The 26252-nt window shown below is 68.1% G+C and carries 1 protein-coding gene; it reads right to left on the reverse strand.

Features of this window, described 5'->3' with window-relative positions; all coding sequences use genetic code 11:
* On the reverse strand, positions 1-26045 hold a 26045-nt coding region (locus tag FFS72_RS24620), incomplete at its 3' end, for a non-ribosomal peptide synthase/polyketide synthase (RefSeq protein WP_137876415.1).
* Between the last annotated feature and the right edge of the window lie 207 nt (positions 26046-26252).

Genomic DNA, 26252 nt, shown 5'->3' on the forward strand with positions numbered 1-26252 from the left:
TCCCGCTGCCACAACGTGAAGTCCGCGTACTGCACCGGCAACGGCTCCCACACCGGGGCCATCCCCGCACTACGCGCGGCATACGCAACCATCACATCCCGAGTCAACGGGGCGATGGACCAACCGTCGGCACTGATGTGATGGACCACCAGCACCAGCACGTAGTCCTGCGTTCCGGTCTGGAACAGACCCGCACGGATGGGCACCTCGCAGGTGACGTCGAAGCTCTTCGACATCAGCTCGACAACCCGACCGACGACCTCCTCGTCGGTGACCTCGACTGGCGTCAGGTCCGGAATCGCCTGCGACGCAGGCACGATCAGCTGGTAAGCAGATCCGTCAACCTCCGGGTAGAGGGTTCGGAGCGGCTCGTGTCGCTCGATCACGTCCGCCACGGCCTGCTGCAGCGCCTCGACGTCCAGGTCTCCCGACAGCCGCAGGGCGACCGGGATGTTGTAGATGTTGGACTCCGAGTCGAAGCGGTTGAGGAACCACATCCGCTGCTGCGCCAACGACAACGGAATCGACTCCGGACGCTCCTGCGCCACCAACTCCTTGCGGCCGCCCTGCCCCGCATACAGCGCCACGGCCGCCACGAGTGCCGCGACGGTCGAGGACTCGAAGAGTGTGCGGACGGGCACCGTGGCATCCAACGCCACACCCAGACGCGCGGTCACCTGAGTGGCAATCAGCGAGTTGCCACCCAATTCGAAGAAGTCGTCGTCGAGACCGACCCGCTCGACCCCGAGCACCTCCGCGAACGTCGTCGCCACCAGCTCCTCGACCGGCGTCGACGGCGCCCGGAACACCCGCGCCTCGAACAACGGCGCCGGCAACGCCTTCCGATCCAACTTGCCCGACGCATTGAGCGGGAACTCCTCGAGCACCACGAACGCCGACGGCACCATGTACGACGGCAACACCGCCGCAACCGCAGCCTTGGCCTCGAGCTGGTCGATCTCCGCCCCGGCCACCGGGACCAGATAGGCCACCAACGCCTCACCGGTCACCGCACCCCGATGCAGCACTACCACCGACTGCGCCACCGCCGGCACCGACGACAACGCCGTCTCGATCTCACCGAGCTCGATACGCAGACCACGCAACTTCACCTGGAAGTCGGTACGACCCAAGTACTCCAACTCACCCGAACCGACCCACCGAACCAGGTCACCCGTCCGATACATCTGCTTACCCGACACACCGAACGGGTTCGCCACGAACCGATCCGCCGTCAGACCCGGCTGACCCACATAACCCCGCGCCAACTGAACGCCCGCAAGATACAACTCACCCGCAACACCCACCGGCACCGGACGCAACCGCGCATCGAGGACGAACACCTGAGTGTTCGACACCGGCGCCCCGATCGGCACCGAGGCGACCTCCCCGACCGGGGCATCCCAGAACGTCGAGTGCACCGCAGCCTCGGTCGGCCCGTACAGGTTGAACAACCGCGCCGAACTCACCGCAGCAAAACGCTGAACGGTATCCGCAGGCAACGCCTCACCCGCAGCGAACACACGCCGCAGCGACCGGCCCGACGACCCGGACAGAGCACCCAGGAACACCGACAACATCGACGGCACGAACGACGTCGCCGTCACCCCGCCCTCGTCGATCGCCCGAACCAGATACTCCGGGTCCCGATGACCCTCCGGACGCGCCACCAGCAGACGCCCACCCGTCACCAACGGGACGAACAACTCCCACACCGACACATCGAAGGTCACCGGCGTCTTCTGCAACACCACATCATCGCCGCCGAACCCGTACCGGTCCGCCATCCACGACACCTGGTTCGCAATAGCTTCATGCGAAACGACAACGCCCTTGGGCCGACCCGTCGAACCCGACGTGAAGATCACATACGCCGCGTTACCCGCAACCAACGGCGCAACCCGGTCCGCATCGGTGATCGCGCCGTCGAGATGCGCCGACAGATCGAGGGTGTCGATCGTCAGGACAGACCTGTCCCCTTCGACCTGGAAGTCGTCACGCGTCGTCGTCAGCACGCAAACCGGTGCCGCCGCCTCGAGGATGTGGCCGATCCGCTCCGCCGGCTGATCCGGATCCACCGGCACATACGCACCACCCGCAGCGAGCACTGCATACATACCCACCAGCAGTTCCGTCGACCGGCGCATCGCCAACGCCACCAACGACTCCGGCCCCACACCCCGCGAGATCAGCTCCCGAGCAAGGCGATTGACCCGCCCATCGAACTGCGCATACGTCAGCGACTCACCCTCGAACGTGACCGCAACAGCATCCGGGGTCCGCACCACCTGATCGGCGAACAACGACACCAACGTCGCCTCACCGAACACCTGATCCGTCGAGTTCCACTCGGCGACAACAAGCTCACGCTCATCATCGGCAAGGATCTCGACATCCCCGACCGCGACATCCGAATCTTCCACCACGGCTCGCAGGATCCGCACCAACCGCTCCGCGAAACCCTCGACCGTCGAACGATCGAACAGATCGGTGGCGTAGAGCAGATTGGCGGCGATGCCGCCCGGAACGCCGTCGATCTCCACGTTCTCGGTGATCGCGAGCGTCAGGTCGAACTGAGCGACGTCGGACTCGTACTCGAAGCCGTCGATCGTCAGTCCGGGCAGCTCGAGCGCCCCATCCTCCTGCTCGATCTCGAAGGTCAACTGAACCTGGAAGAGCGGAGAATGCGACTGCGAACGAACAGGGTTGAGCACTTCGACGATCCGCTCGAGCGGCACCTCTGCGTGCCCGAATGCGCCGAGATCTGCCTCCCGCACCACACCGAGGAGTTCGCCGAACGACGCCGTCAGGTCCACCTCGGTGCGCAGCACCAGGGTGTTGACGAACATGCCGACCAGGTCGTCGAGTGCCGCCTCACCGCGCCCCGCGACCGGGGTGCCGACGGCGATGTCCGTCGTGCCGCTCAGCCGGGCCAGCAGCACGCTGTACGCAGCATGGACGACCATGAACATCGACGCGCCGTGCGCCCGCGCCACCGCCGAGAGGGCGGCCACGAGCTCGGGTTCGATCTCGAACTTGTATGCCGCGCCGCGGTAGGACGCGACGACGGGCCGAGGCCGATCCGCCGGCAGCACGAGCAGGTCCGGCAGCCCGGCCAGGGCACCGGTCCAGTAGTCGATCTGCTTGGACACCAGCGACGTCGGATCCGACTCGAGACCGAGCAGCTCGTGCTGCCACAGCGTGAAGTCCGCGTACTGCACAGCCAACGGTGCCCAGGCCGGCGCCTGCCCGTTCGAACGGGCCACGTATGCCGTGACCAGGTCGCGGATCAGTGGTCCGGTGGACACACCGTCCGAACTGATGTGGTGGATCACCAGCACCAGTGCGTACTCGTCCGTCCCGGTGCGCAGCAGCATGCCACGTACCGGCACCGCTGCCGTCACGTCGAAGCCGGCGCGGAGCACCGAGCCGACCGTCTCCACCAGGTTCTCCGGTGCGACGTCCACCGGCGTCAGGTCCAGTTCGACCTCGTCGACGGTCCGGACGACCTGGACCGGGATGCCGTCGACCTCCGGGAACACCGTCCGCAGCGACTCGTGCCGAGCCAGGACATCTCGCACGGCGAGCTGTAGGGCATCGGTGTCGAGTTCGCCCGTCAGCCGCATCGCCATCGGGATGTTGTACGTCGCAGCGGTCCGGTCGAACTGGTTGAGGAACCACATCCGGTTCTGCGCCGGCGACAGCGGAATCAGAGCGGGTCGCTCGCCGGCAACCAGCGCCGGTGCGGCACTCCTACCGGTCGCGTCCGCCGCACGGGCTGCGAGCCCGGCGACCGACGAGGCCTCGAAGACCTCGCGCACCCCGAGCGCCGAACCCACGGCCGCGTTGATGCGCGAGACGAGCCGCATGGCGATCAGGGAGTTGCCGCCCAGATCGAAGAAGTCGTCGTCTGCGCCGACGCGCTCCACGCCGAGCAGGTCCGCGAAGATGTCGGCGACGATCTCTTCGGTCGCGGTGGTCGGCGCCCGGAATGCCCTCGTCTCGAAGACCGGCGCCGGCAGTGCCTTGCGATCCAATTTGCCGCTGGTGTTGAGCGGGAACGCCTCGAGCACCATGATCGCCGACGGCACCATGTACGACGGCAGCACCTGCGCCACCGCGGCCTTCAGCTCGGCGACGACGATCGTGGTGCCGGCGTCCGGTACGACATAGGCAACCAGCTGGTCGCCGGTCGGAGTCCCCGCCGCCAGCACGACCACGGCCTGCGCCACACCCTCGACCCGGGTCAGCGCGGCCTCGATCTCGCCGAGCTCGATCCGCTGGCCCCGCAGCTTCACCTGGAAGTCGGTGCGGCCCAAGTACTCCAGCTCACCGTCCCGACGCCACCGCCCGAGGTCACCGGTGCGGTACATCACCGAGCCGGGCGCTCCGAACGGGTTCGCGACGAACCGCTCCGCGGTCCGGTCCGAGTGCCCGTGGTAGCCGCGGGAGACCTGACCGCCCGCCAGGTACAGCTCACCCGAAACACCCGGCAGTACCGGATGCAGCCGGGAATCGAGCACGTAGGCCTGGGTGTTCCACACCGGTCGACCGATCGGCATCGCATCCGCCTCGGCGCCGTCGTACCAGTAGTGCACCGACGTCAGGGTGGTCTCCGCCGGGCCGTACGCATTGTTCATGCGCGCCGCCGAACTCTCGCTCGTGCGAGCCGCCAGTTCGGGGGTGAACGCCTCACCAGCCAGCTGCATCGCCCGTACCGACTGCGGCAACGCCAGATCCGGGTCCGCGACGAAGGCGGCCAGCATCGACGGAACGAAGCCCAGCAGAGTGACGTTCCAGCGGCGGCTGACCTCGATCAGGTACTCGGGATCCCGATGCCCGTCGGGCCGCGCGATCACCAGATGCGCGCCGAAGATGAGGGTGCCGAACAGCTCCCAGACCGACGGGTCGAACACGATCGGGGTCTTCTGCAGCACGACGTCCGCCGGCGTCACCTCGTACTCGCCGCCGAACCAGCTGAGCTGGTTGACGATCGCACCGTGGCTGACCGACACGCCCTTGGGCACACCGGTCGAGCCCGAGGTGAAGATGACGTAGGCCGGGTTGCCGCGACGGAGCGGCCGCACCCGCTCCGCGTCGACGATCGGCAAGGTGTCCAGATGCGCCGTCTCCACCCGGTCGATCTCGACGACCGGGGTACCCGCGGGAACCTCGACACCGTCCCACGAGGTGGTCAGCACCACCACGGGCTCGGCAATCGTCAAGACCGCGGCCACCCGGTCCGCCGGCTGGTCCGGATCGACCGGCACGTATGCGCCGCCGGCCTTCATGACCGCGTACATCCCGACCAGCATCTCGAACGATCGTCGAGCCGCCAGCACGACCAGTGACTCCGGCCCCACTCCCATGGAGATCAGGTGCCGGGCCAGACGGTTGACCCGCTCGTCGAACTCGGCATAGGTCAGCGTCCGGTCCTCGAACGTCACCGCCGGCGCATCGGGAGTCGCCGCCACGGCCGCATCGATCAGGTCGACCAGGGTGCCGGCAGGCACCGGCGTGGTGGTCTCGTTCCAGTCCCGCAGCAGTACGCCGCGCTCGACGTCGGAGAGCAGGTCCAGGTCGCCGACCGGAACCGCGGGGTCCGCGACGATCTGGCGCAGCACCCGCAGCAGGGCGTCGACGAACCCGGCGGCCGTCTCGGAGTCGAACAGTGCCGTCGAGTAGGTCAGGTTCCCGTCGAGCCCCGACTTCGCACCGGCTTCCCCGGCGGCCTCGACGAACGTGAACTCCAGGTCGAACTTCGCCACGACCACTCCGGCGTCGACCGCGGAGACCCTCAGTCCATCCAGTTCCAGTTCGGTCTGCGCGAGGTTCTGGAACGCGAGCGACACCTGGAACAGCGGGCTGTAGGACCGGGACCGCGTCGGGTTCAGGACCTCGACGAGCCGCTCGAACGGCACGTCCGCATGGGTGAATGCGGCGACGTCGGTCTCGCGGACCCGGTCGAGGTGACGGCCGAACGGCTGATCGGGTGCCACCTCGGTGCGGAGCACGAGATTGTTGACGAACATGCCGATCAGGCCGTCCAGGGCCTCCTCGCCACGGCCGGCGACGGGGGATCCGATCGCGATGTCGGATGTTCCGCTGAGCCTGCCGAGCAGCACCGCCAACGCGGCCTGCACCACCATGAACAACGTCGCGCGATGCTCGCGCCCGAGCTCCTCCAGAGCCGTCCGCAGATCCGGATCGATCTCGAAGGTGTGCGCGGCGCCGTGGTTGGAGGCGAGCGGCGGGCGCGGACGGTCCGCGGGCAGCTCCAAGAGCTCGGGCAGACCTGCGAGTGCGCCCTGCCAGTACCCGATCTGCTTCGAGATCTTCGACGCCGGATCGTCCTCGGAGCCGAGCACCGCACGCTGCCACAGGCTGTAGTCCGCGTACTGGACCGGCAACGGCGCCCAGTCCGGGGCCGCTCCCGCGGCACGCGCCGCGTACGCGACCATCACGTCGCGCGTCAGGGGGGCGACCGACCAGCCGTCCGCACTGATGTGGTGCACGACCATCACGAGCACGTGCTCGATCTGTTCGAGCCCGGTCACCCGGAAGAGTGCCGCCCGCAGGGGAACCTCGGCGGTGACGTCGAACGCCGTCGACATCAGCGCGAAGGCACGCCCTACGATCTCGGACTCCGGAACAGCCACCGGAGTGAGATCCGGAACCACCTGCGCCACAGGCACTATCAGCTGTACTGCGCCACCCTCGGTGTCCGGGTAGATCGTGCGGAGCACCTCGTGGCGGCCCATCACATCCGCGACGGCCTGCTGCAGGGCGATGATGTCGAGATCCCCGGTCAGTCTGACCGCGACCGGGATGTTGTAGGCAGTCGAGGTGGGATCGAAGCGGTTGAGGAACCACATCCGCTGCTGAGCGAGCGACAGCGGAAGCCGCTCCGGCCGTTCCTGAGCGACCAGCGCCGCACGGGCGCCACGACCGCTGAGCCCCTCGACGGCATGCGCGAGGTCGGCAACCGTCGAGGCGTCGAACAGAGTCGCTACCGGAACCGCGGTGTCGAACGCCACACCCAATCGAGCGGTGACCTGGGTGGCGATCAACGAGTTACCGCCGAGGTCGAAGAAGTCGTCGTGGACGCCGACCCGCTCGACACCGAGCACTTCGAGGAAGATGTCGGCGACGATCACCTCGGCTTCGCTTGCCGGTGCGACATACTCCCGGGCCGCGAACACCGGGGCCGGCAAGGCCTTTCGGTCCAGCTTGCCCACCGGGGTACGCGGAATCTCGCTGAGCGGCATGATCACTGCGGGCACCATGTGCGAGGCGAGCTTTCGTCCGACGGCAGCCTTGAGTGCGTCGACATCGATCTCGCCGCCGTCCTCGGCCATCACATACGAGACCAACGAGGTGACGCCGTTGTCCGCGGTGTGCCCCAGTGTGAACGCGAAGTCGATCTCGGGCTGCGCGGCGAGTACCGCATCGATCTCACCGAGCTCGATCCGGAAACCACGAACCTTAACCTGGAAGTCGGTTCGACCGAGGTAGTCGACCTCGCCGTCGCTGGTCCAGCGGGCGACGTCTCCGGTCCGGTACATCCGCTCACCCGGCGCGCCGTACGGGTCGGCGACGAAACGTTCCGAGCTCAGTCCGGGTCGTGCCCGGTAGCCGCGAGCAAGTCCGAGTCCGGTCAGGTACAGCTCGCCGACGACTCCGACCGGAACCGGTCGCAGCCGGGCGTCGAGGATGACGTTCCTGATACCCGCGGAGGGGACTCCGATCGTGATCGGTTGTCCCGGAACCAAGGGCCTGGTGACGGTCGAGAGGACGGTTGCCTCGGTGGGTCCGTAGGCGTTGAAGAACTGACGGCCCGGCGCCCACTTCGCCATGAGTTCCGGCGGGCACGCCTCACCCGCGACGGCGATGACGCGCAAGTGATCGAGACCGGACGGGTCCACCGACGCGAGCGCGGACGGGGTGATCGCCATGTAGGTGACCCGCTCGCGACGCAGCAGGTCGGCGAGTTCCTCGCCGCCCCACACGTCCGGCGGCGTGATCACCAGGGTGGTGCCGATCCGGACCGGCAGCATCAGTTCGTAGACGGAGACGTCGAAGCTGGGCGAGACGACGTGCAGGGTACGCGTGTCGGGGTCGGCCGGGAAGTCGGTGATCATCTGCTCACCGAGGTTGGAGAGGCCGGCATGGGTCACCACGACGCCCTTGGGCAGCCCGGTCGAACCCGAGGTGTAGATGACGTAGGCCGGGTTCGCGATCCGGAGCGGCCGGATGCGGTCCTGATCGGTCAGCGGTGCGGACGAGTGGCTCGCGGCCTGCGCCTCGATCTCGTCCAGCGTGACCCACGTGACCGAGTCCGGCAGCTGCCCGCGATGCTCGTCGACGGTCACACCGATCACTGCCGCAGAGTCGGTGACCATGTGGGTGATTCGGTCGTCCGGGTAGGAGGGGTCGACCGGCACGAACGCGGCGCCGGTCTTCACCACCGACCACATCGCAAAGACCGACTCGACCGACCGGCGAATCGCCAGCGCCACCACGGTCTCCGGACCCGCACCCCGCTCGATCAGCGCGCGGGCCAGCCGCGAGGACCGCTCGTCCAACTCGCGGTAGGTCATCTGCCCACTCACGCCGGTCAGTGCCAGGACGTCGGGGTTGCGAGCCGCGGACGCGGCGAAGATGTCCGCGAGCAGCCGCGGAGCGTTCGCACTCCGCAGGCCGCACGAATCGACTGCCGAATCGAATCGGCGCGTCAGGTCGGCGCGCTCGTCGACGGCCAGGATCTCGATGTCGCCCACCGGGACTGCCGGGTCGGCCATGGCCAACTGAAGAATCCTGAGGAAGCGATCGGCGAAACCGGCCACCGTGGACTTGTCGAACAGGTCGGTGGCATAGGTGAACTCGGCCGCCATCGGTTCGTCGGCCGGACCGTGCTGCAGGGTCAACTGCAGATCCGTCTTGGCGCTGGCGAGGTTCGTCTCCTCTGCGGAGACGGTCAGGCCCGGCAGTTCGATCGGCGCGGTGGCCATGTTCTGGAACGAGAGCGCGACCTGGAACAGCGGCGACCTGGCGGTGGACCGCTGCGGATTGAGTTCCTGCACAAGGCGTTCGAACGGGACGTCGGCACAGCCGAACGCGTCCAGATCGCGGCGGCGCACCTGAGCCAACAGATCCTCGAACGACGCATTGCCGTCCACCTCGGTGCGCAGCACCAGGGTATTGACGAACATGCCGATCATGTCGTCGAGCGCTTGCTCGCCGCGTCCTGCTACGGGGGTGCCGATGGCGATATCGGCGACGCCGGACAGTCGCGCCAGCAGCACCGCCAGCGCCGCGTGCACGACCATGAACGGCGTGAGCCCGCGAGCCTGAGCGAAGGCCTCCAGCTCACGGCGCGTGTGAATCGGCACCTCGAACCGCAGTCGATCGCCACCGAAACTCTGGACGGCGGGCCGCGGACGGTCCGAGGGCAGATCGAGCTGATCCGGCAGGCCGGCCAGCGTCTCACGCCACTGTGCGATCTGACGCGAGATCAGGCTGTCCGGATCGTCCTCGGACCCGAGCACCTCGCGCTGCCACAGGCTGTAGTCGGCGAACTGGACCGCCAGCGGCGCCCAGGTCGGCGCCTCGCCTGCCGCACGAGCCGTGTAGGCAACGACGATGTCGCGGGCCAGCGGCCCCATCGAGAACCCGTCGGCGCTGATGTGGTGCACCACCACCACCAGCACATGCTCGGTTTCACCGAGCTCGAACAGTTCCACCCGCACCGGCACCGCGGTGGTCACATCGAAGCCAGTGGCCACCGACTCGGTGACCCGCGCGAGCAACCCCTGCTCGTCAACCGGGATCGGGGTCAGATCGAGCGCCGTCTCCGACACCGACAGGATCTGCTGAACCGGACCGTCGGTTCCGGACGGATACACCGTGCGCAGTACCTCGTGGCGGGCCAGCACATCGCGGACGGCGGCCTCGAGTGCCGCGACGTCGAGGCGACCGGACAACCGGATCCCGCCCGGGACGTTGTACGCCGCAGAATCGGGCGCGATCCGGTTGAGCACCCACATCCGCTGCTGCGCAAGTGAAAGCGGGATCTGACCCGGGCGCTCACCCGCGACCAGTGCGACACGATCGCCGCCCACGAGCCCGTGCACCCGCGCGGCGAGTTCACCGACGGTCGGGGACTCGAACAACCAGGAAACCGGGATCTGGGTCTCGCGCGCCGCACCCAACCGGGCCGCGACCTGGGTGGCGACCAACGAGTTGCCGCCGAGAGCGAAGAAGTCGTCGTCGAGACCGACGGTCTCGGCCCCGAGCACATCTGCGAAGACCTGGGCCACGAGCCGCTCTGCGTCCGTGGTCGGTTCGCGGTACTCGGCCGCGGCGAACTCAGGATCCGGCAACGCCTTGCGGTCGATCTTGCCGTTGATGTTCAACGGCAACGCATCGAGGACCACGAAGGCCGACGGCACCATGTAGCTCGGCAAGGCCTGCGTGGCCGCTGCCTTCAGCAGCGCCACGTCGAGGGTGCCGCCGGCAGCCGGCACCAGATAGGCGACCAGACGGTCGCCGGTCCGCTCGTCGGACTTGGCGGTCACCACCGCCGCCGCGACGGAGGCGTCACGAACCAGCGCCGACTCGATCTCACCGAGTTCGATTCGGAAGCCGCGCACCTTGACCTGGAAGTCGCTGCGCTCAAGGTACTCGAGTTCACCGTTCGGCAGCCACGTGACCAGGTCGCCGGTGCGGTACATGCGCTCGCCCGACTCGGAGAACGGATCGGCCACGAACCTGTCCGAGGTCAGATCCGGGCGAGCGTGGTAGCCACGCGCCAACTGGGCGCCGGCGAGGTAGAGCTCACCGCCGACCCCGGCGGGCACCGGGTTCAGGCGAGTGTCGAGCACGTAGACGCGGGTGTTCCACTCCGGCGCACCGATAGGCACCGAACCGGTGTCATCGCCCCGCACCTCGTGCACCGTCACCGACACCGCGGCCTCGGTCGGGCCGTACAGGTTGAACAGGCCCGCGGTGTTGGCGGCGCGGAAGCTCTGCGCGGTCGCGGCGGGAAGCGCCTCGCCGATCGCGAGCACCCGACGCAACGAATCCGGCAGCGCGGCACCGGAAGCCGCGACCATCAGCATCGACACCATCGAGGGAACCGCATGCAGGGTGGTCACCGCCTGGGTGCGCACGAGGTCGAGCAGGTAGTCCGGATCCTGGTGTCCACCCGGCTTGGCGATCACCATGCGACCACCGGAAACGAGCGGGGACCAGAACTCCCACACCGACAGGTCGAAGGTCGCCGCCGTCTTGAGCAGTACCGAATCCGTACCGTCGAGCGCGAACTGCTCCGTCATCCAGAGCAACTGGTTGACGATTGCGCCGTGGCTGACCGACACCCCCTTGGGGCGTCCCGTCGAACCCGACGTGAAGATTACGTAGGCCGGGTGCTCGGAATGCAGTGGCCGGATCCGGTCCGCGGCGGTCACCGGCGCGTCCGAGTACCCGGACAGGTCCACCTCGTCCAGCAAGAGGACAGACCTGTCCCCTGCGCCGTCGAACTCGTCTCGCGCCGTGGACAGCACGCACGCCACCGAGGCGGTCTCGAGGATGTGGCCGATCCGCTCGGCCGGGTGATCCGGGTCGACGGGTACGTACGCGCCGCCCGCCTTGGTCACCGCGTACATGCCGACGACCAGGTCGATCGAGCGGCGGATCGCCAGCGCGACCAGCGACTCGGGACCGACACCCTCGTCGATCAGCCTGCGCGCCAGACGATTGACCCGAACGTCGAACTCGCGGTAGCTGAGCTCGGAGCCCTCGAACCACAGCGCGGGCGCATCCGGACTTGCCGCCACCTGCGCGTCGAACAGGTCGACGAGGGTGACGTCCGCGACCTCGGCGGCCGTGTCGTTCCAGGCCGCCAGGACCAGCTGCCGCTCGGCCGGGTCGAGGACCTCGAGGTCGCCGACCGCCTCGTCCGGGTTCGCAACCGCGGCAGCGATGATCCGCACCAGACGCTCCGCGAAGCGCTCCACGGTGGACTGGTCGAAGAGGTCGCTCGCGTAGTGGAACATCGCGTCGAAACCGGCGGGGACGCCGTCGGCGTCGAACCGTTCCGTGAGGAACAGTTGGAGGTCGAACTGCGTGATGTGGGTGTCGATCTCGAACGGGGCCACCGTGAGGCCGGGCAGCTCCACACTGCTCTGTGCCAGGTTCTGGAAGGAGAAGCCCACCTGGAACAGCGGATGGCGGGCCGTCGACCGGGTCGGGTTGAGGACCTCGACGAGGCGCTCGAACGGCACGTCGGCGTGACCGAACGCGGCCAGGTCCGACTCACGCACGCGGGAGAGCAGATCCGCGAAGCTCAGCGCGCCGTCGACGTGAGTGCGGAAGACCAGCGTGTTCACGAACATGCCGATCAGGTCGTCCACGGCCGCTTCACCGCGGCCGGCGATCGGGGTACCCACAGCGATGTCGTCGGTTCCGGAAAGCCGTGCCAGCAGGACCGCCAGCGCGGTGTGCGCCGCCATGAACAGGGTCGCGCCGTGCTCGCGAGCCAGCTCACCCAGCCCACGGTGCAGGTCGGCGTCGATCTCGAACGCAACCCGGCCGCCCTGCTGGGACCGGATCGCGGTGCGCGGTCGGTCACCCGGCAGGTCCAACTGGTCGGGCAGGCCCGCCAGGGCGCCGCGCCAGAAGTCGATCTGCTGACCCGCGACCGACTGGGCGTCGTCCTCGGAGCCCAACACGTCGCGCTGCCAGATCGCGTAGTCCGCGTACTGCACGGGCAGCTCGGCCCAGCCGGGCGCATGTCCCTGCGTCCGCGCCACGTAGGCGGTCATGATGTCCCGCGCGAACGGTGCCATCGACGCGCCGTCGGCTGCGATGTGGTGCACCACCGACCCGAGCACGAACTCGGAGTCGGACTCGGAGCCGTCGACGGCGAACAGCGCGATCCGCACCGGCGCCTCGACGGTGACGTCGAATGCCGTGGTTGCCAGCTCGAACAGCCGCTGCGGCAGCTCGTCGGCGCTCACCCGCACGGGTGCCAGGTCAACGGCCACCGACGCGGCCGGCTCGACCACCTGGACCGGGCCGTCGTCGGTCTCCGGGTAACGGGTGCGCAGCGACTCGTGCCGGGCGATGACGTCACCCAGTGCGGCCGCCATCGCGTCCACGTCGAGGTCACCGGTCAACCGGATGGCCATCGGGATGTTGTACGCGAAAGAGGCGGTGTCGAAGCGGTTGAGGAACCACATCCGCTGCTGCGCGAGCGACAGCGGCAGCTGCTCCGGTCGCGGCTTCGCGACGAGCGCGGCCCGGCTGCCGGAACCGGCAAGCTCGGCGACACGGGCGGCGAGCGCCTCGACGGTCGAGGCCTCGAACAGCACCCGCACCGGCACTCGGGTGTCGAGTGCCGCACCGACCCGGGAGATCACCTGCGCGGCGACCAGCGAGTTTCCACCGAGCTCGAAGAAGTCGTCATCGCGACCGACCTGTGGGGCGCCGAGCACATCGGCAAAGACACCCGCGACGATCTCCTCCACCCGGTTCGTCGGCGCCCGGAACTCCCGCGCCTCGAACACCGGCGCCGGCAACGCCTTCCGGTCCAGCTTGCCGCTCGAGTTGAGCGGGAACTCCGCGAGCACCACCAGTGCCGACGGCACCATGTACGACGGCAGCGAGCGGGACGCGAAGTCCTTGAGCTCGTTCGCGTCGACGGCCGCGCCCTGTGCGGGCACCACGTAGGCCACCAGGTGATCACCCGTGGCCGTCGGCACCACCAGCACAGCCGACTGCAGCACCGACTCGTGCGCCAGCAACGCGGTCTCGATCTCGCCGAGCTCGATGCGCTGACCGCGGAACTTCACCTGGAAGTCCGTGCGGCCGATGTAGTCGAGCTGGCCATCGGCCCGCCACGTCACCAGGTCACCGGTGCGGTACATCCGGACGCCGTTGCCGGCGAACGGGTTCGCCACGAACCGGTCCGAGGTCAGGTCCACCCGGCCGTAGTAGCCGCGGGCGAGCTGTGTGCCGCCCAGGTACAGCTCACCGGGAACACCGACCGGCACCGGACGCAGCCGGGAGTCGAGCACGAACACCTGAGAGTTCCACTCCGGCCGACCGATCGAGACCGCCCCGCCGACCGCGGTGTCGGTGACGTCGGCGTAGGTGATCGACACCGCCGCCTCGGTCGGGCCGTAGAGGTTGTGCACCCCGGCATCCGAGACGAGCGCAAAGTCGCGGACCGTCTCGGCAGGCAACGCCTCACCGATGACGAACACGTACCGCAGCGACGAAAGGTCCTCTCGGGAAACGGCGCCCGCGAACACCGTCAGCATCGACGGCACGAAATCCGTGACCGTCACGCCACGGGACCGGATGGTCCCCGCCACGTACGCCGGGTCGCGATGCCCGTCAGGCGTCGCCACCACCAACTGCGCGCCCGCGCGCAGCGGCATGAAGAAGCCCCACAGCGACACGTCGAACGTCGTCGCGGTCTTCTGCAGATACACATCCGACGCACCCAGGGGGTACTCCGCAAGCATCCAGGCGATCTGGTTGGAGATTGCACCGTGGCTGACCGCCACACCCTTGGGCTTGCCCGTCGAGCCCGAAGTGAAGATCACGTACGCCGGGTGTGCGGGCGCCAGTGCGGAGATCCGGTCGGTGTCGGTGACGGTGTTCGCCGAGAACCGCGAAGTGTCGACGGTGTCGATACGCAGGACAGTCCTCTCCCCTGGAACCACGACGCCGTCCCGCGAGACGGTCAGTACGCACGCCGGGTCCGCGGTGTCGAGGATGTGCCCGATCCGCTCAACCGGGTGGTCCGGGTCGACCGGAACATACGCGCCACCGGCCTTGAGCACCGCATAGATACCGACGACGAGGTCGAGCGATCGACGAATGGCCAACGCCACCAGCGACTCCGGCCCGACGCCCTCGGCAATCAACAACCGCGCCAACCGGTTGGCCCGGGCATCGAACTCCGCGTACGTCAGCTCCTCGCCCTCGTAGACCAGAGCCGTCGCGTCCGGGGTTGCCGCGACAGCCGCGTCGAACGCGTCGAGCAGCAGGTCCCCGGCCTCGATGACATGATCCGAGTCGTTCCACTCGGCCAGCACCAGGGCTCGCTCGTCGTCGCCGAGCAACTCGATATCGCCCACGGCCAGTGCCGGATCAGTCGTCACCGCCTGCAACACCCGGACGAGCCGATCACCGAAGATGCGCACGGTGGACTCGTCGAACAGGTCCCTCGCGTAGGTCAGCTGCGCCGCGATGCCGGCAGGCGCACCCAACTCGTCGACGCTCTCGGTCAGGGTGACCTGCAGGTCGAACTTCGCCATCGCGGCATCGAAGTCGACACCGGAAACGGTCAGCCCGTCCAACTCGAGAGTCGGCTGGGTGTGGTTCTGGAAGAACAATGCCACCTGGAACAACGGGTGACGGCCCTGCGAACGGGCGGGATTGAGCACCTCCACGAGCCGCTCGAACGGCACATCCGAATTTCCGAACGCACCCAGGTCGGTCCGACGGACACCGCCGAGCAGATCCGTGAACGACACCGCCGGGTCGACCTCGGTCCGCAGCACCAGGGTGTTGACGAACATGCCCACCAGGTCGTCGAGCGCCGCGTCGCCGCGGCCGGCGATCGGGGTACCGATCGCAATGTCGGTGGTCCCGCTCAACCGCGCCAACAGCACCGCCAACGCCGCGTGCACGACCATGAACAGCGACGAGTTGTTGCCACGCGCCGTCTCCGACAGCGCCGCATGCAGATCCGCGGGCACCGCGAACTCGACGGTGCCACCCACATTGGACGCCACCGCCGGGCGGGACCGATCGCTCGGGAGGTCCAGCTGCGCGGGGATCCCGTCCAGCTCCGACTTCCAGTACTCGAGCTGCGTGGCGATCAACGATTCCGAATCGTCCTCGGAACCCAACACGTCCCGCTGCCAAAGGCTGTAGTCCGCGTACTGCACCGGCAACGGCACCCAACCGGGGGCCTCGCCGGCCGAACGGGCTGCGTACGCGATCATCACGTCCCGCACCAGCGGGCCCATCGAGAAGCCGTCCGCCGCAATGTGATGGATCACGACCACGAAGACGTGTTCGGTCGGGGCGATCCGAAGCAACCGGGCCCGCACCGGCACCTGCTCGGTGACGTCGAATCCGGCCAGCGCCAGCTCGGCTGCCCGCGCGGGCAGCTCGTCCTCGGGCACGATCACCGGTGTCAGGTCCGGCAGCACCTGGTCCGCGGCGACGATCACCTGCATCGGACCGTCCGCCGAGTCCGGGTAGACCGTCCGCAGAACCTCGTGGCGTTCGAGCAGGTCGCGCACGGCCGCCTGCAGCGCGTCCACGTCCAGCTCGCCGGACAGTCGTACCGCGACCGGGATGTTGTTCACGCCGGACGTGACGTCGAAGCGGTTGAGGAACCACATCCGAGTCTGTGCCGTCGACAACGGAACACGGGCCGGGCGGGGCCCCGCGACCAGCGGCGTCCGGCGGGCCTGGAGGCCCACACCCTCGACGGCCGCTGCGAGGGCACCGACGACCGGCGCGTCGAAGAGCATCCGGACCGGAATCCTGGTTTCGAATTCGGCGCCCAGCCGCGCGGCCACCTGGGTGGCGATCAGCGAGTTGCCGCCGAGTTCGAAGAAGTCGTCGTCCGAGCCAACCCGCTCGACACCGAGGACGTCCGCGAACGTTGCCGCGACCACTTCCTCGGTGCGGGTGCTGGGCGCGCGGAACGGCCGGGCCTCGAAGACCGGCGCAGGCAACGCCTTGCGGTCGAGCTTCCCCGACGTGTTCAAGGGGAACTCGTCGAGTACCACGAATGCCGACGGCACCATGTAGGACGGCAGAGTCGAACGCAGCCCGCCGACGAGCTCGTTCGTGTCGACCGAAGCGCCACCGGCCGGGACGACGTACGCCACGAGTCGCTGACCGGACGCCGGCTCCTCGCGGACCAGCGCCACCGCCTGCGACACACCCGGCAGCCCGAGCAACGCCGCCTCGATCTCCCCGAGCTCGATGCGCTGACCACGCAGCTTCACCTGGAAGTCGGTGCGGCCGAGGTATTCCAGCTCACCCGACACGTTCCAGCGGACCAGGTCACCGGTGCGGTACATCCGTCGGCCGTCCACGTCGAACGGGTTCGCCACGAATCGATCCGCAGTCAGGTCCGCACGGGACTCGTAGCCGCGCGCCAACTGCACACCGGCCAGGTACAACTCACCTGCGACGCCCACCGGAACCGGCTTCATGCGAGCATCCAGCACGAACACCTTGGTGTTCGACACCGGCCCGCCGATCGGCACCGACACCGTCTCGCTGCCGTCGACACTGCGATGCGTCGAATGCACCGCAGCCTCCGTGGGCCCGTACAGATTGTGCAACCGCGCCGAACTGACCGCCGCGAAGCGCGCCGCAGTCTCCGCAGGCAACGCCTCACCGGCCGCGAACACGTGCCGCAGCGACTCCGCCTCACCGCTGGTGTATGCCTCGAGGAACACCGACAGCATCGACGGAACGAACGACGTCGCGGTGATCCCCCGCTCGGCGATCACCGTCGCGAGGTATCCCGGGTCACGGTGCCCGTCCGGAGAGGCGACGTGCACCTGACCGCCGGTGATCAGCGGCGTGAACAGCTCCCACACCGACACGTCGAACGTCAGTGGTGTCTTCTGCAGCACCACGTCACCGGCGCCGAGCCCGTACTGCGACGCCATCCAGACCACCTGGTTCACGATCGCCGCATGCGAAACGGCCACGCCCTTCGGACGGCCCGTCGATCCCGACGTGAAGATCACGTACGCCGCATTCTCCGGACGCAACGACCCGAGCCGTTCCGCATCCGACACCGGCGACCCCGCATACCCCGACAGATCCAGCCCGTCCATGCAGAGGACAGACCTCTCCCCCGGAGCCTCGAAACCGTCACGAGCCGTCGACAAGACGCACACCGGCGCCGCCGAGTCCAGAATGTGCGCCACCCGCTCGGCCGGCTGATCCGGATCCACCGGCACGTACGCGCCACCGGCCGCCTGCACCGCGTAGATCCCGACCATCATCTCCAGTGACCGCCGCATCGCGACCGCCACCAACGACTCCGGACCAACCCCCACCGAAATCAGGAAGCGCGCAAGACGATTCACCCGATCGGCGAACTCGTCATAGGTCAGCGACTCGCCCTCGAACGACACCGCCACCGCATCCGGTGTCCGTCCGACCTGCGCCTCGAACAACGACACCAGCGTGCCCTCCGGCACCTCCAGTGCCGCCTGGTTCCAGGTGTCGACGACGAGCTCGCGCTCGCCATCGGTGAGCAGGGGCAGGTCGCCGATCGTTGCCGATGCGTCGGCAACGATCGCACGCAGAACCTGAAGGAACCGATCCGCGAAGATGTCGACCGTGCGCCGCTCGAACAGGTCAGTGGCGTAGGTGAGATCGGCGTGGAGGCCCTCGAGTGCGCCGTCGTCGCCCGCCTTCTCGGTCAGGTTCAGGTGCAGGTCGAACTTCGACACCTGTTCGTCGTAGTCGAGGGCCCTGACAGCCAGTCCCGGGAGTTGCAGTTCCGAGCGCGCCTGGTTCTGCAGCGAGAGCATCACCTGGAACAGCGGGTGCCGCGCCTGCGAACGCTGCGGATCGAGCACCTCGACGAGACGCTCGAACGGTGCGTCGGCGTGTGCGAAGGCACCCAGATCGACTTCCCGAACCTGCGCGAGCACCTCCGTGAACGACAGAGCCGGGTCGACCTGCGTCCGCAGCACCAGGGTGTTGACGAACATGCCCACCAGATCGTCGAGCGCGGCCTCGCCACGACCGGCAACGGGCGCACCGACGGCGATGTCACCGGCACCGGACAGCCGGGCCAGCAGCACCGACAGCGCCGCGTGCACGACCATGAACAAGGTCGCGCCCTGCCGGCGCGCCAGTTCGTCGAGGGCCCGATGAAGTTCCGCGTCGATCGAGAACGCATGCGTTGCGCCACGATACGACGCCACCACCGGCCGCGGGCGATCACTGGGCAGGTCCAGCTGATCGGGCAGCCCGTCGAGCGCCTGCGACCAGTACCGCAACTGGGTCGCGATCACGGACTTCGGATCGTCCTCCACGCCGAGCACTTCGCGCTGCCACATCGCGTAGTCCGCGTACTGGACCGGCAACGGCGCCCAGGTCGGCGCCATCCCCGCGGAGCGGGCCGCGTAGGCGGTCATCACGTCACGCACCAGCGGCCCTGCCGAGAAACCGTCCGCCGCGATGTGATGCACGACCATCATCAGCACGAACTCGCGGTCCGCGGTCCGGACCAGGCGGACCCTCAGCGGAATCTGCGTGGTGACGTCGAACCCGACGGAGAAGAAGCCTGCCACCTCCGAGTACAGACCGGCAGGGTCGACCGACTCGGACGTCAGAGCGGGAACCGCCTCGGCCGCGGGCAGCACGACCTGAGAGACCTCGCCGTCGACCTCCGGATACACCGTCCGCAGCGCCTCGTGACGGCCGACGACGTCGGCAACGGCCAACTCGAGCGCCACGACATCGAGTTCGCCGGACATCTCGATCGCGAGAGGCAGGTTGTAGACCACCGACTCCGGATCGAACCGGTTGAGAAACCACATGCGCTGCTGCGCGAGCGACAGCGGAATCCGCTCCGGACGGGTCCGCGCCACCAGTGCCGGCCGGGCACCGGTACCGACGAGTCCCTCGACCGCCGATGCCAGCGCCGCCACCGTCGGCGCCTCGAACAGCAACCGCACCGGCACCGCTGCATCGAGTGCCGCGCCGACCCGCGCCACCACCTGTGTCGCGACCAACGAGTTGCCACCCAACTCGAAGAAGTCGTCGTCCAACCCAACCTGATCCACACCGAGAACGTTGGCGAACACGCTCGCCACCGCCTCCTCGACCGGAGTGGACGGGGCACGGAAGGGCCGCGACTCGAACACCGGCGCCGGCAACGCCTTCCGATCCAGCTTGCCCACCGGCGTCCGCGGAATCTCGTCGATCACCATGATCGCCGTCGGCACCATGTACGCAGGCAGAGACTGCGCAACGAACCTCGAAAGCTCCGCCGTGTCGACCGAACGACCGGACACCGGAACGACATACGAGACCAGCGACGTCGTCCCGTTGGCATTGGCGTGACCGAGCGTGACCGCGAAATCCACGTCCTCGTGGACGGTGAGCGCGGACTCGATCTCACCGAGTTCGATCCGGTAGCCGCGGACCTTGACCTGGAAGTCCGACCGGCCGACATACTCGAGGTCGCCACCGGACGTCCACCGCACCAGATCACCGGTCCGGTACATCCGCTCACCCAACCGGAACGGATCGGCGACGAAGCGATCGGCCGTGAGTCCATGACGACCGCGGTACCCACGGGCCAACCCCGGCCCCGCCAGGTACAACTCACCCGTGACACCGACCGGCACCGGCCCGAGCCGGCTGTCGAGCACCATCGCCCGCGCACCGGACACCGGCGACCCCACCGTGACGGCCTGCCCGGATTCCAACGCGGTGCTGGTGGCGACGATCGTCGCCTCGGTCGGGCCGTAACCGTTGACGAACACCCGGCCATCCGCCCAGCGGGCCACCAGATCCGGCGGGCAGGCCTCGCCGCCGACCGCCACGAACCGCACGTCCGGCAGGTCGGTCGGGTCGACGGACGCCAGAGCCGCCGGGGTCATCATCACGTGCGTCACCCGGTCGCGGCCCAGCAGCTCGGCAAGTTCGGCGCCACCGAACACCGTCGGCGGCGTAATCACCAGCGTCGCACCGAAATTCGCAGCGAGCAGCATTTCGTTGATCGAGATGTCGAAACTCGGCGAACCGACGTGCAGCGTCCGGGCGTCCGCCGTGATCGCGTACTCCGACTGCTGGTAGGCGGTGAAGTTCGCCAACCCCGCGTGGGTGACGACGACCCCCTTCGGCAGCCCCGTCGACCCGGACGTGTAGATGACGTATGCCGGGTTCTCGAGCCGCAGCGGACGAATCCGATCGGCATCGGTCAGAGGCGCCGCCGAGATCTCGGCGCACCGAGCCACGAATCCGGCCTCATCGAGCGCCAGCCACTGCAGCCCGCCCGGCAGATCCTCCGCGAACCGAGCCATCGTCACACCGGTGACGGCACCACTGTCGGAGACCATGTGCGCAACCCGGTCCGCCGGGAAGTTCGGGTCGACCGGCACGTACGCGGCACCGGTCTTCGCAACCGCCCACACCGCGAGGACAGATTCGATCGACCGCGGAACTGCGATCGCGACAGTGGTCTCCGGCCCGGCCCCCGCCTCGATCAGAACACGCGCCAGACGCGACGAACGCTCGTCGAGTTCCCGATAGGTGACCTCGACGCCCGACGAGGTCAGGGCGATCGCCGAGGGCCGTTCCGCCACCGCGGCGGTCAACAGGTCCGCGAAGGTCTGCGGCGTCGGCCCGACCGGACCGACTCGACCGGCCAGGTCGGCGCGCTCGCCGGCACCGAGAATGTCGACGTCACCGACCGGAATCTCCGGCTCCGCGAGCACCGCGTCGAGAATGCGAAGGAACCTGGTCGCGAATCCGGCGACGGTGGACTCGTCGAACAGATCCCGCGCATACACGAACTCGGCCGCCACGTCCGCCGCCCCGGCACCGCCACGCGGTCGATCGGCCACGGTCAACTGCAGGTCGAACTTCGACAGATCGACGCGAACCTCGTCAGCCGTGACCGTCAGTCCCGGCAGCTCGACCTCGGCGCGCTCCATGTTCTCGAAGGACAAGCCCACCTGGAAGAGTGGGTGCCGCGCGGTGGACCGGGCCGGGTTCAGCGCCTGGACGAGCTGCTCGAACGGCACGTCGGCGTGTCCGAATGCGGCGAGGTCGCGATTGCGCACCTGGCTCAGCAGGTCGACGAACGACGCGCCGCCGTCCACCTCCGCGCGCAGAACGAGGGTGTTGACGAACATACCGACGAGGTCGTCGAGCGCCTGCTCACCACGACCCGCGACGACGGTGCCGACCGCGATGTCCGAGGTGCCGCTCAGTCGCGACAGCAACACCGCCAGCGCGGCATGCGTCACCATGAACGGCGTCACGCCCTGCGCACGGGCGAAACCGACCATCGACTGGTGCGTGTGCGCCGGGATCTCGAAACGCAGCCGCCCACCGTTGAAGGACTGCATCGCCGGACGCGGCCGGTCCGTCGGCAGTGCCAGCTGGTCGGGCAGCCCTGCCAGTTCCGACCGCCAGAACTCGATCTGCTTGGCGGACAACGAATTCTGTTCGCCATCGACCCCAAGACGCTCGCGTTGCCAGAGCGTGTAGTCGGCATACTGGACAGCCAACGGGCGCCACGCCGGCGCCTCACCCCGGTGCCTCGCGGTGTAGGCGGCCACCACGTCTCGGGCGAGCACCGCCAGCGAGACGCCGTCCGCTGCGATGTGGTGCACGACAATCCCGACTGCGATCTCGCCGGGGACGACGGAGCCACCCGTCGGATCGGTCACCTCGAACACACGGATCCGAATCGGGACCTCCGTGGTCACGTCGAAGCCGCCGCGAGCGAAGTCGGCGAGGCGCACCATGAGCTCCTCGTCGGTGACGCGCTCGACCGGATCGATTCGAGCGGCGTCGTCCACCGGCACAACGACCTGCCGTGGCCCACTCGACGAGTCCGGGAACACCGTGCGCAGGGCCTCGTGCCGTTCGAGTACATCGGTCAGCGCCGCCATGAGCGCCCCGCCGTCCACCTGCCCCGACATGCGCACCACGAACGGCAGGTTGTACGTACCGGCCGCCGGGTCGAGCTGGTTGAGGAACCACATGCGCTGCTGGGCAAGGGACAGCGGAACGAACTCGGGCCGCGGACCCGCCACCAACTCGAGGCTGCTCTCGCGGGTTCCCGCGTGCGACTCGATCCTGGCCGCGAGGCCGGACACCGTCGGCGCCTCGAACAGTGCCCGCACGCCCAGCCGAATCCCGAACGCCGCACCGATCCTGGACACGACCTGGTTGGCAATCAGCGAGTCGCCGCCGAGTTCGAAGAAGCTGTCCTCGGCGCCGACACGGTCGAGGCCGAGAACGTCCGCGAACACCCCTGCCACCATCTCCTCGGACAGGGTGCGAGGCGCCCGGTAGTTGGCGGTGTTCGATTCGATCACCGGAACCGGAAGCGCCTTGCGATCCAACTTGCCCGACGCATTCAACGGGAATGCCTCGAGCACCATCACCGCCGACGGCACCATGTACGCCGGCAGTACCGACCCCAGCCCGGACCGCAAAACCTCGCCCTCGACCACAACGCCCGGCGCCGCAACGACATACGCCACCAGATGATCCGAACCTGTATCCGACCGCACCACGGCCACCGACTGCGCGACCCGCGCATCGGCAACCAACGCCGCCTCGATCTCACCCAGCTCGATCCGCTGACCACGCAGCTTCACCTGGAAGTCCGTGCGCCCCAGGTACTCCAACTCACCCGACGCCGTCCACACCACCAGATCGCCGGTCCGGTACATCCGCTCACTCGACCGGAACGGGTTCGCCACGAACCGATCCGCAGTCAGATCCACCCGGCCGTGATACCCACGAGCCAACTGCACGCCCGACAGGTACAACTCACCGGGCACACCCACCGGCACCGGCCGCAACCAGGAATCCAGCACGAACACCTGCGTGTTCCACACCGGAGACCCCATCGGTACCACGCTGATGTCCGCCGAGGTCACCTCGTGGAACGTCACCTCGACTGCGGCCTCGGTCGGCCCGTACAGGTTGTGGACCCGCGCCGACGGCCACAAGCCGCGTACCGCCGCGGCCGTCGCGACCGGCAAGCCCTCACCCGAGCAGAACACCCGCTCCACACTCGAGCAGAGCGCCGCCGCAGGTTCCGCCACGAACACCGACAACATCGACGGCACAAAGTGCACCGACGTCACCGACTCCTCGGCGATCACCCGCGCCAGATACTCCGGATCCCGATGCCCGTCCGGCGCCGCCACCACCAACCGGGCACCGACCTGCAACGGCGCGAACAGCTCCCACACCGACACGTCGAACGTCACCGGCGTCTTCTGCAACACCACATCCGCCGAGGTGAACCCGTACTCCGCCTGCGCCCACACGAGCCGGTTGACCACGGAGCGGTGCGAGACCGCCACGCCCTTCGGCTTCCCCGTCGACCCCGACGTGAAGATCACGTACGCCGTGTTCTCCGGGCGCAACGGCCGGACCCGCTCCACGTCCGACACCGGCGCATCGTCGAACCCCGCCAGATCCAGCTCGTCAACGCAGAGGACAGACCTGTCCCCTGCGCCCGCGAAACCGTCCCGCACCGTCGTCAACACACACACCGGATCCGCCGACTCCAGAATGTGCCCGACCCGATCGGCCGGCTGATCCGGATCGACCGGCACGTACGCCCCACCGGCCGCCTGCACCGCATAGATCGCGACCATCATCTCGACCGACCGCCGCATCGCGACCGCCACCATGGACTCCGGCCCCACACCGAGCGAAATCAGATGCCGCGCAAGGCCATTCACCCGAGAGGCGAACTCGCCGTACGACAGTGACACCCCCTCGAACGACAACGCCACCGCGTCCGGCGCCCGATCGACCTGATCGCCGAACAGCGACACCAACGTCGCCTCCGGCACCTCTCGGTCGGTGGCGTTCCACGCCTGCACCACCAGTTCACGCTCGCCGGCACGCAGCAGAGGCAAGTCCCAGACCCGGGCGTCGGCCTGCGCGGCGACGAACTTCTCGAAGAAGGCAATGAACCGCGAATGATGCTCGTGCGCTTCGCGTTCGGTGTACAGGTTGGGGTTGGTCTCGAAGTCGACGTGCGTCCGGGTGCCGGCGACACTCTGATAGAAGTTCACGGCCAGGTCCTCGACGATGCCCGTCGAGAGGATGTTGTACTCGCCGACCACGGGACCGAGTGAAATTTCCTCGTGGAAGAGCATGATGTTCACCAGCGGACCGAGCAGATCGCGCTGCATGTTCGAGGCCGACGAATCGCGCCGGATGTCCTCGTGGCGGTACCGCTGGTGACGCAGTGCGCCGGTGACGGCGGCCTGTACCGCCGCGAGCAGTCCGGCCACGGTTGTGTCTGCGGTGATCCGCAGCCGCAGCGGCACCACGTTCGAGAGCATGCCGCCCGAGTTGCGCATGATGGCGGTGGTCCGCGCGGTGACAGGAAGGCTGAGAATGACGTCTTCGTTGCCCGTGGACTGGGCGAGATACGCCGCGAAGGCCGCGATGAGCATCCCGGACGCCGACGAGTTGAACCGGCGGACCGCCTCGTCGAGCGCCGCCTCCGACTCCGGGGACAGCGCCGCGGTGGCGATACCGCTGTTGATCGCCGGCGGCGCGGTGCGGGACACCAGGCTGGTGCCCTCCTCCATCCCCTCGACCTGCTCGGCCCAGTAGTCGCGGTCCGATGCGAAACGCGTGGAGTCCCGGTACGCCATCTCCGACTCGTAGAGGTTGCGCAGCGTCCACACCTTGCCGGGGCGAATGTCCTGGTCCTCGAGGAGCGCGTCGTAGACCTCCGCAACCCGATTCATATAGGTCATCGCACCGAACCCGTCGAGTGCGATGTGGTGAACCCGCGCGTACCAGAAGTAGCGGTTGTCCTCGATACGAATGGCCGCACCGACGATGAGCCGGTCCTCGAGCAGGTCGACGGGAGCGGAGAAGTCGGCGCGCATCCAGCCGAGGGCGGCCTGGGCTGGGTCGGACTCGCCGCGCATGTCGACGACCGGGAGGTGGTCGACGATGGTCCGGTCGACGACCTGATGCGGAACACCGTCGATCTCGGTCAGGCGGAGGTAGCCGGTTTCGATCTCCTGCGAGGCGATGATGCACGCCTGCTCGAGCACCGCAATGTTCACCGGTCCGCGCAGGTCGACGTACTGCGCGATGTTGATCGGAACCTCGGGGTCGACGTGCTGCGCGTACCACATACCGAGCTGCGCGGGCGAGAGCGGAAAGATGTCCACCAGTTCGACACCCTCGGCCTGAACCGTGCTGTCGAAGTCCGTGCTGTCGAATCCGTCGATGGCGGTCAACTGATACCCCTGATTCCGGAACACTTCACAAGTTCCACAAACATCTCGGCCCTGCAGACTCGTGTGCAGTGCACATGGACCGCACTACGGAAGACACGGCAGACCGAAATGGAATTCGTCAATAGAAGGCCGCTCACGTGCGGCTGAAGGCGTGCGCCGAGGGCGCGAGATCAACTGTCAGCGGGCCTGACTGGGCCCCCATACCCG

Source organism: Rhodococcus sp. Q (assembly GCF_005503035.1).
Taxonomy (GTDB): Bacteria; Actinomycetota; Actinomycetes; order Mycobacteriales; family Mycobacteriaceae; genus Rhodococcus_G.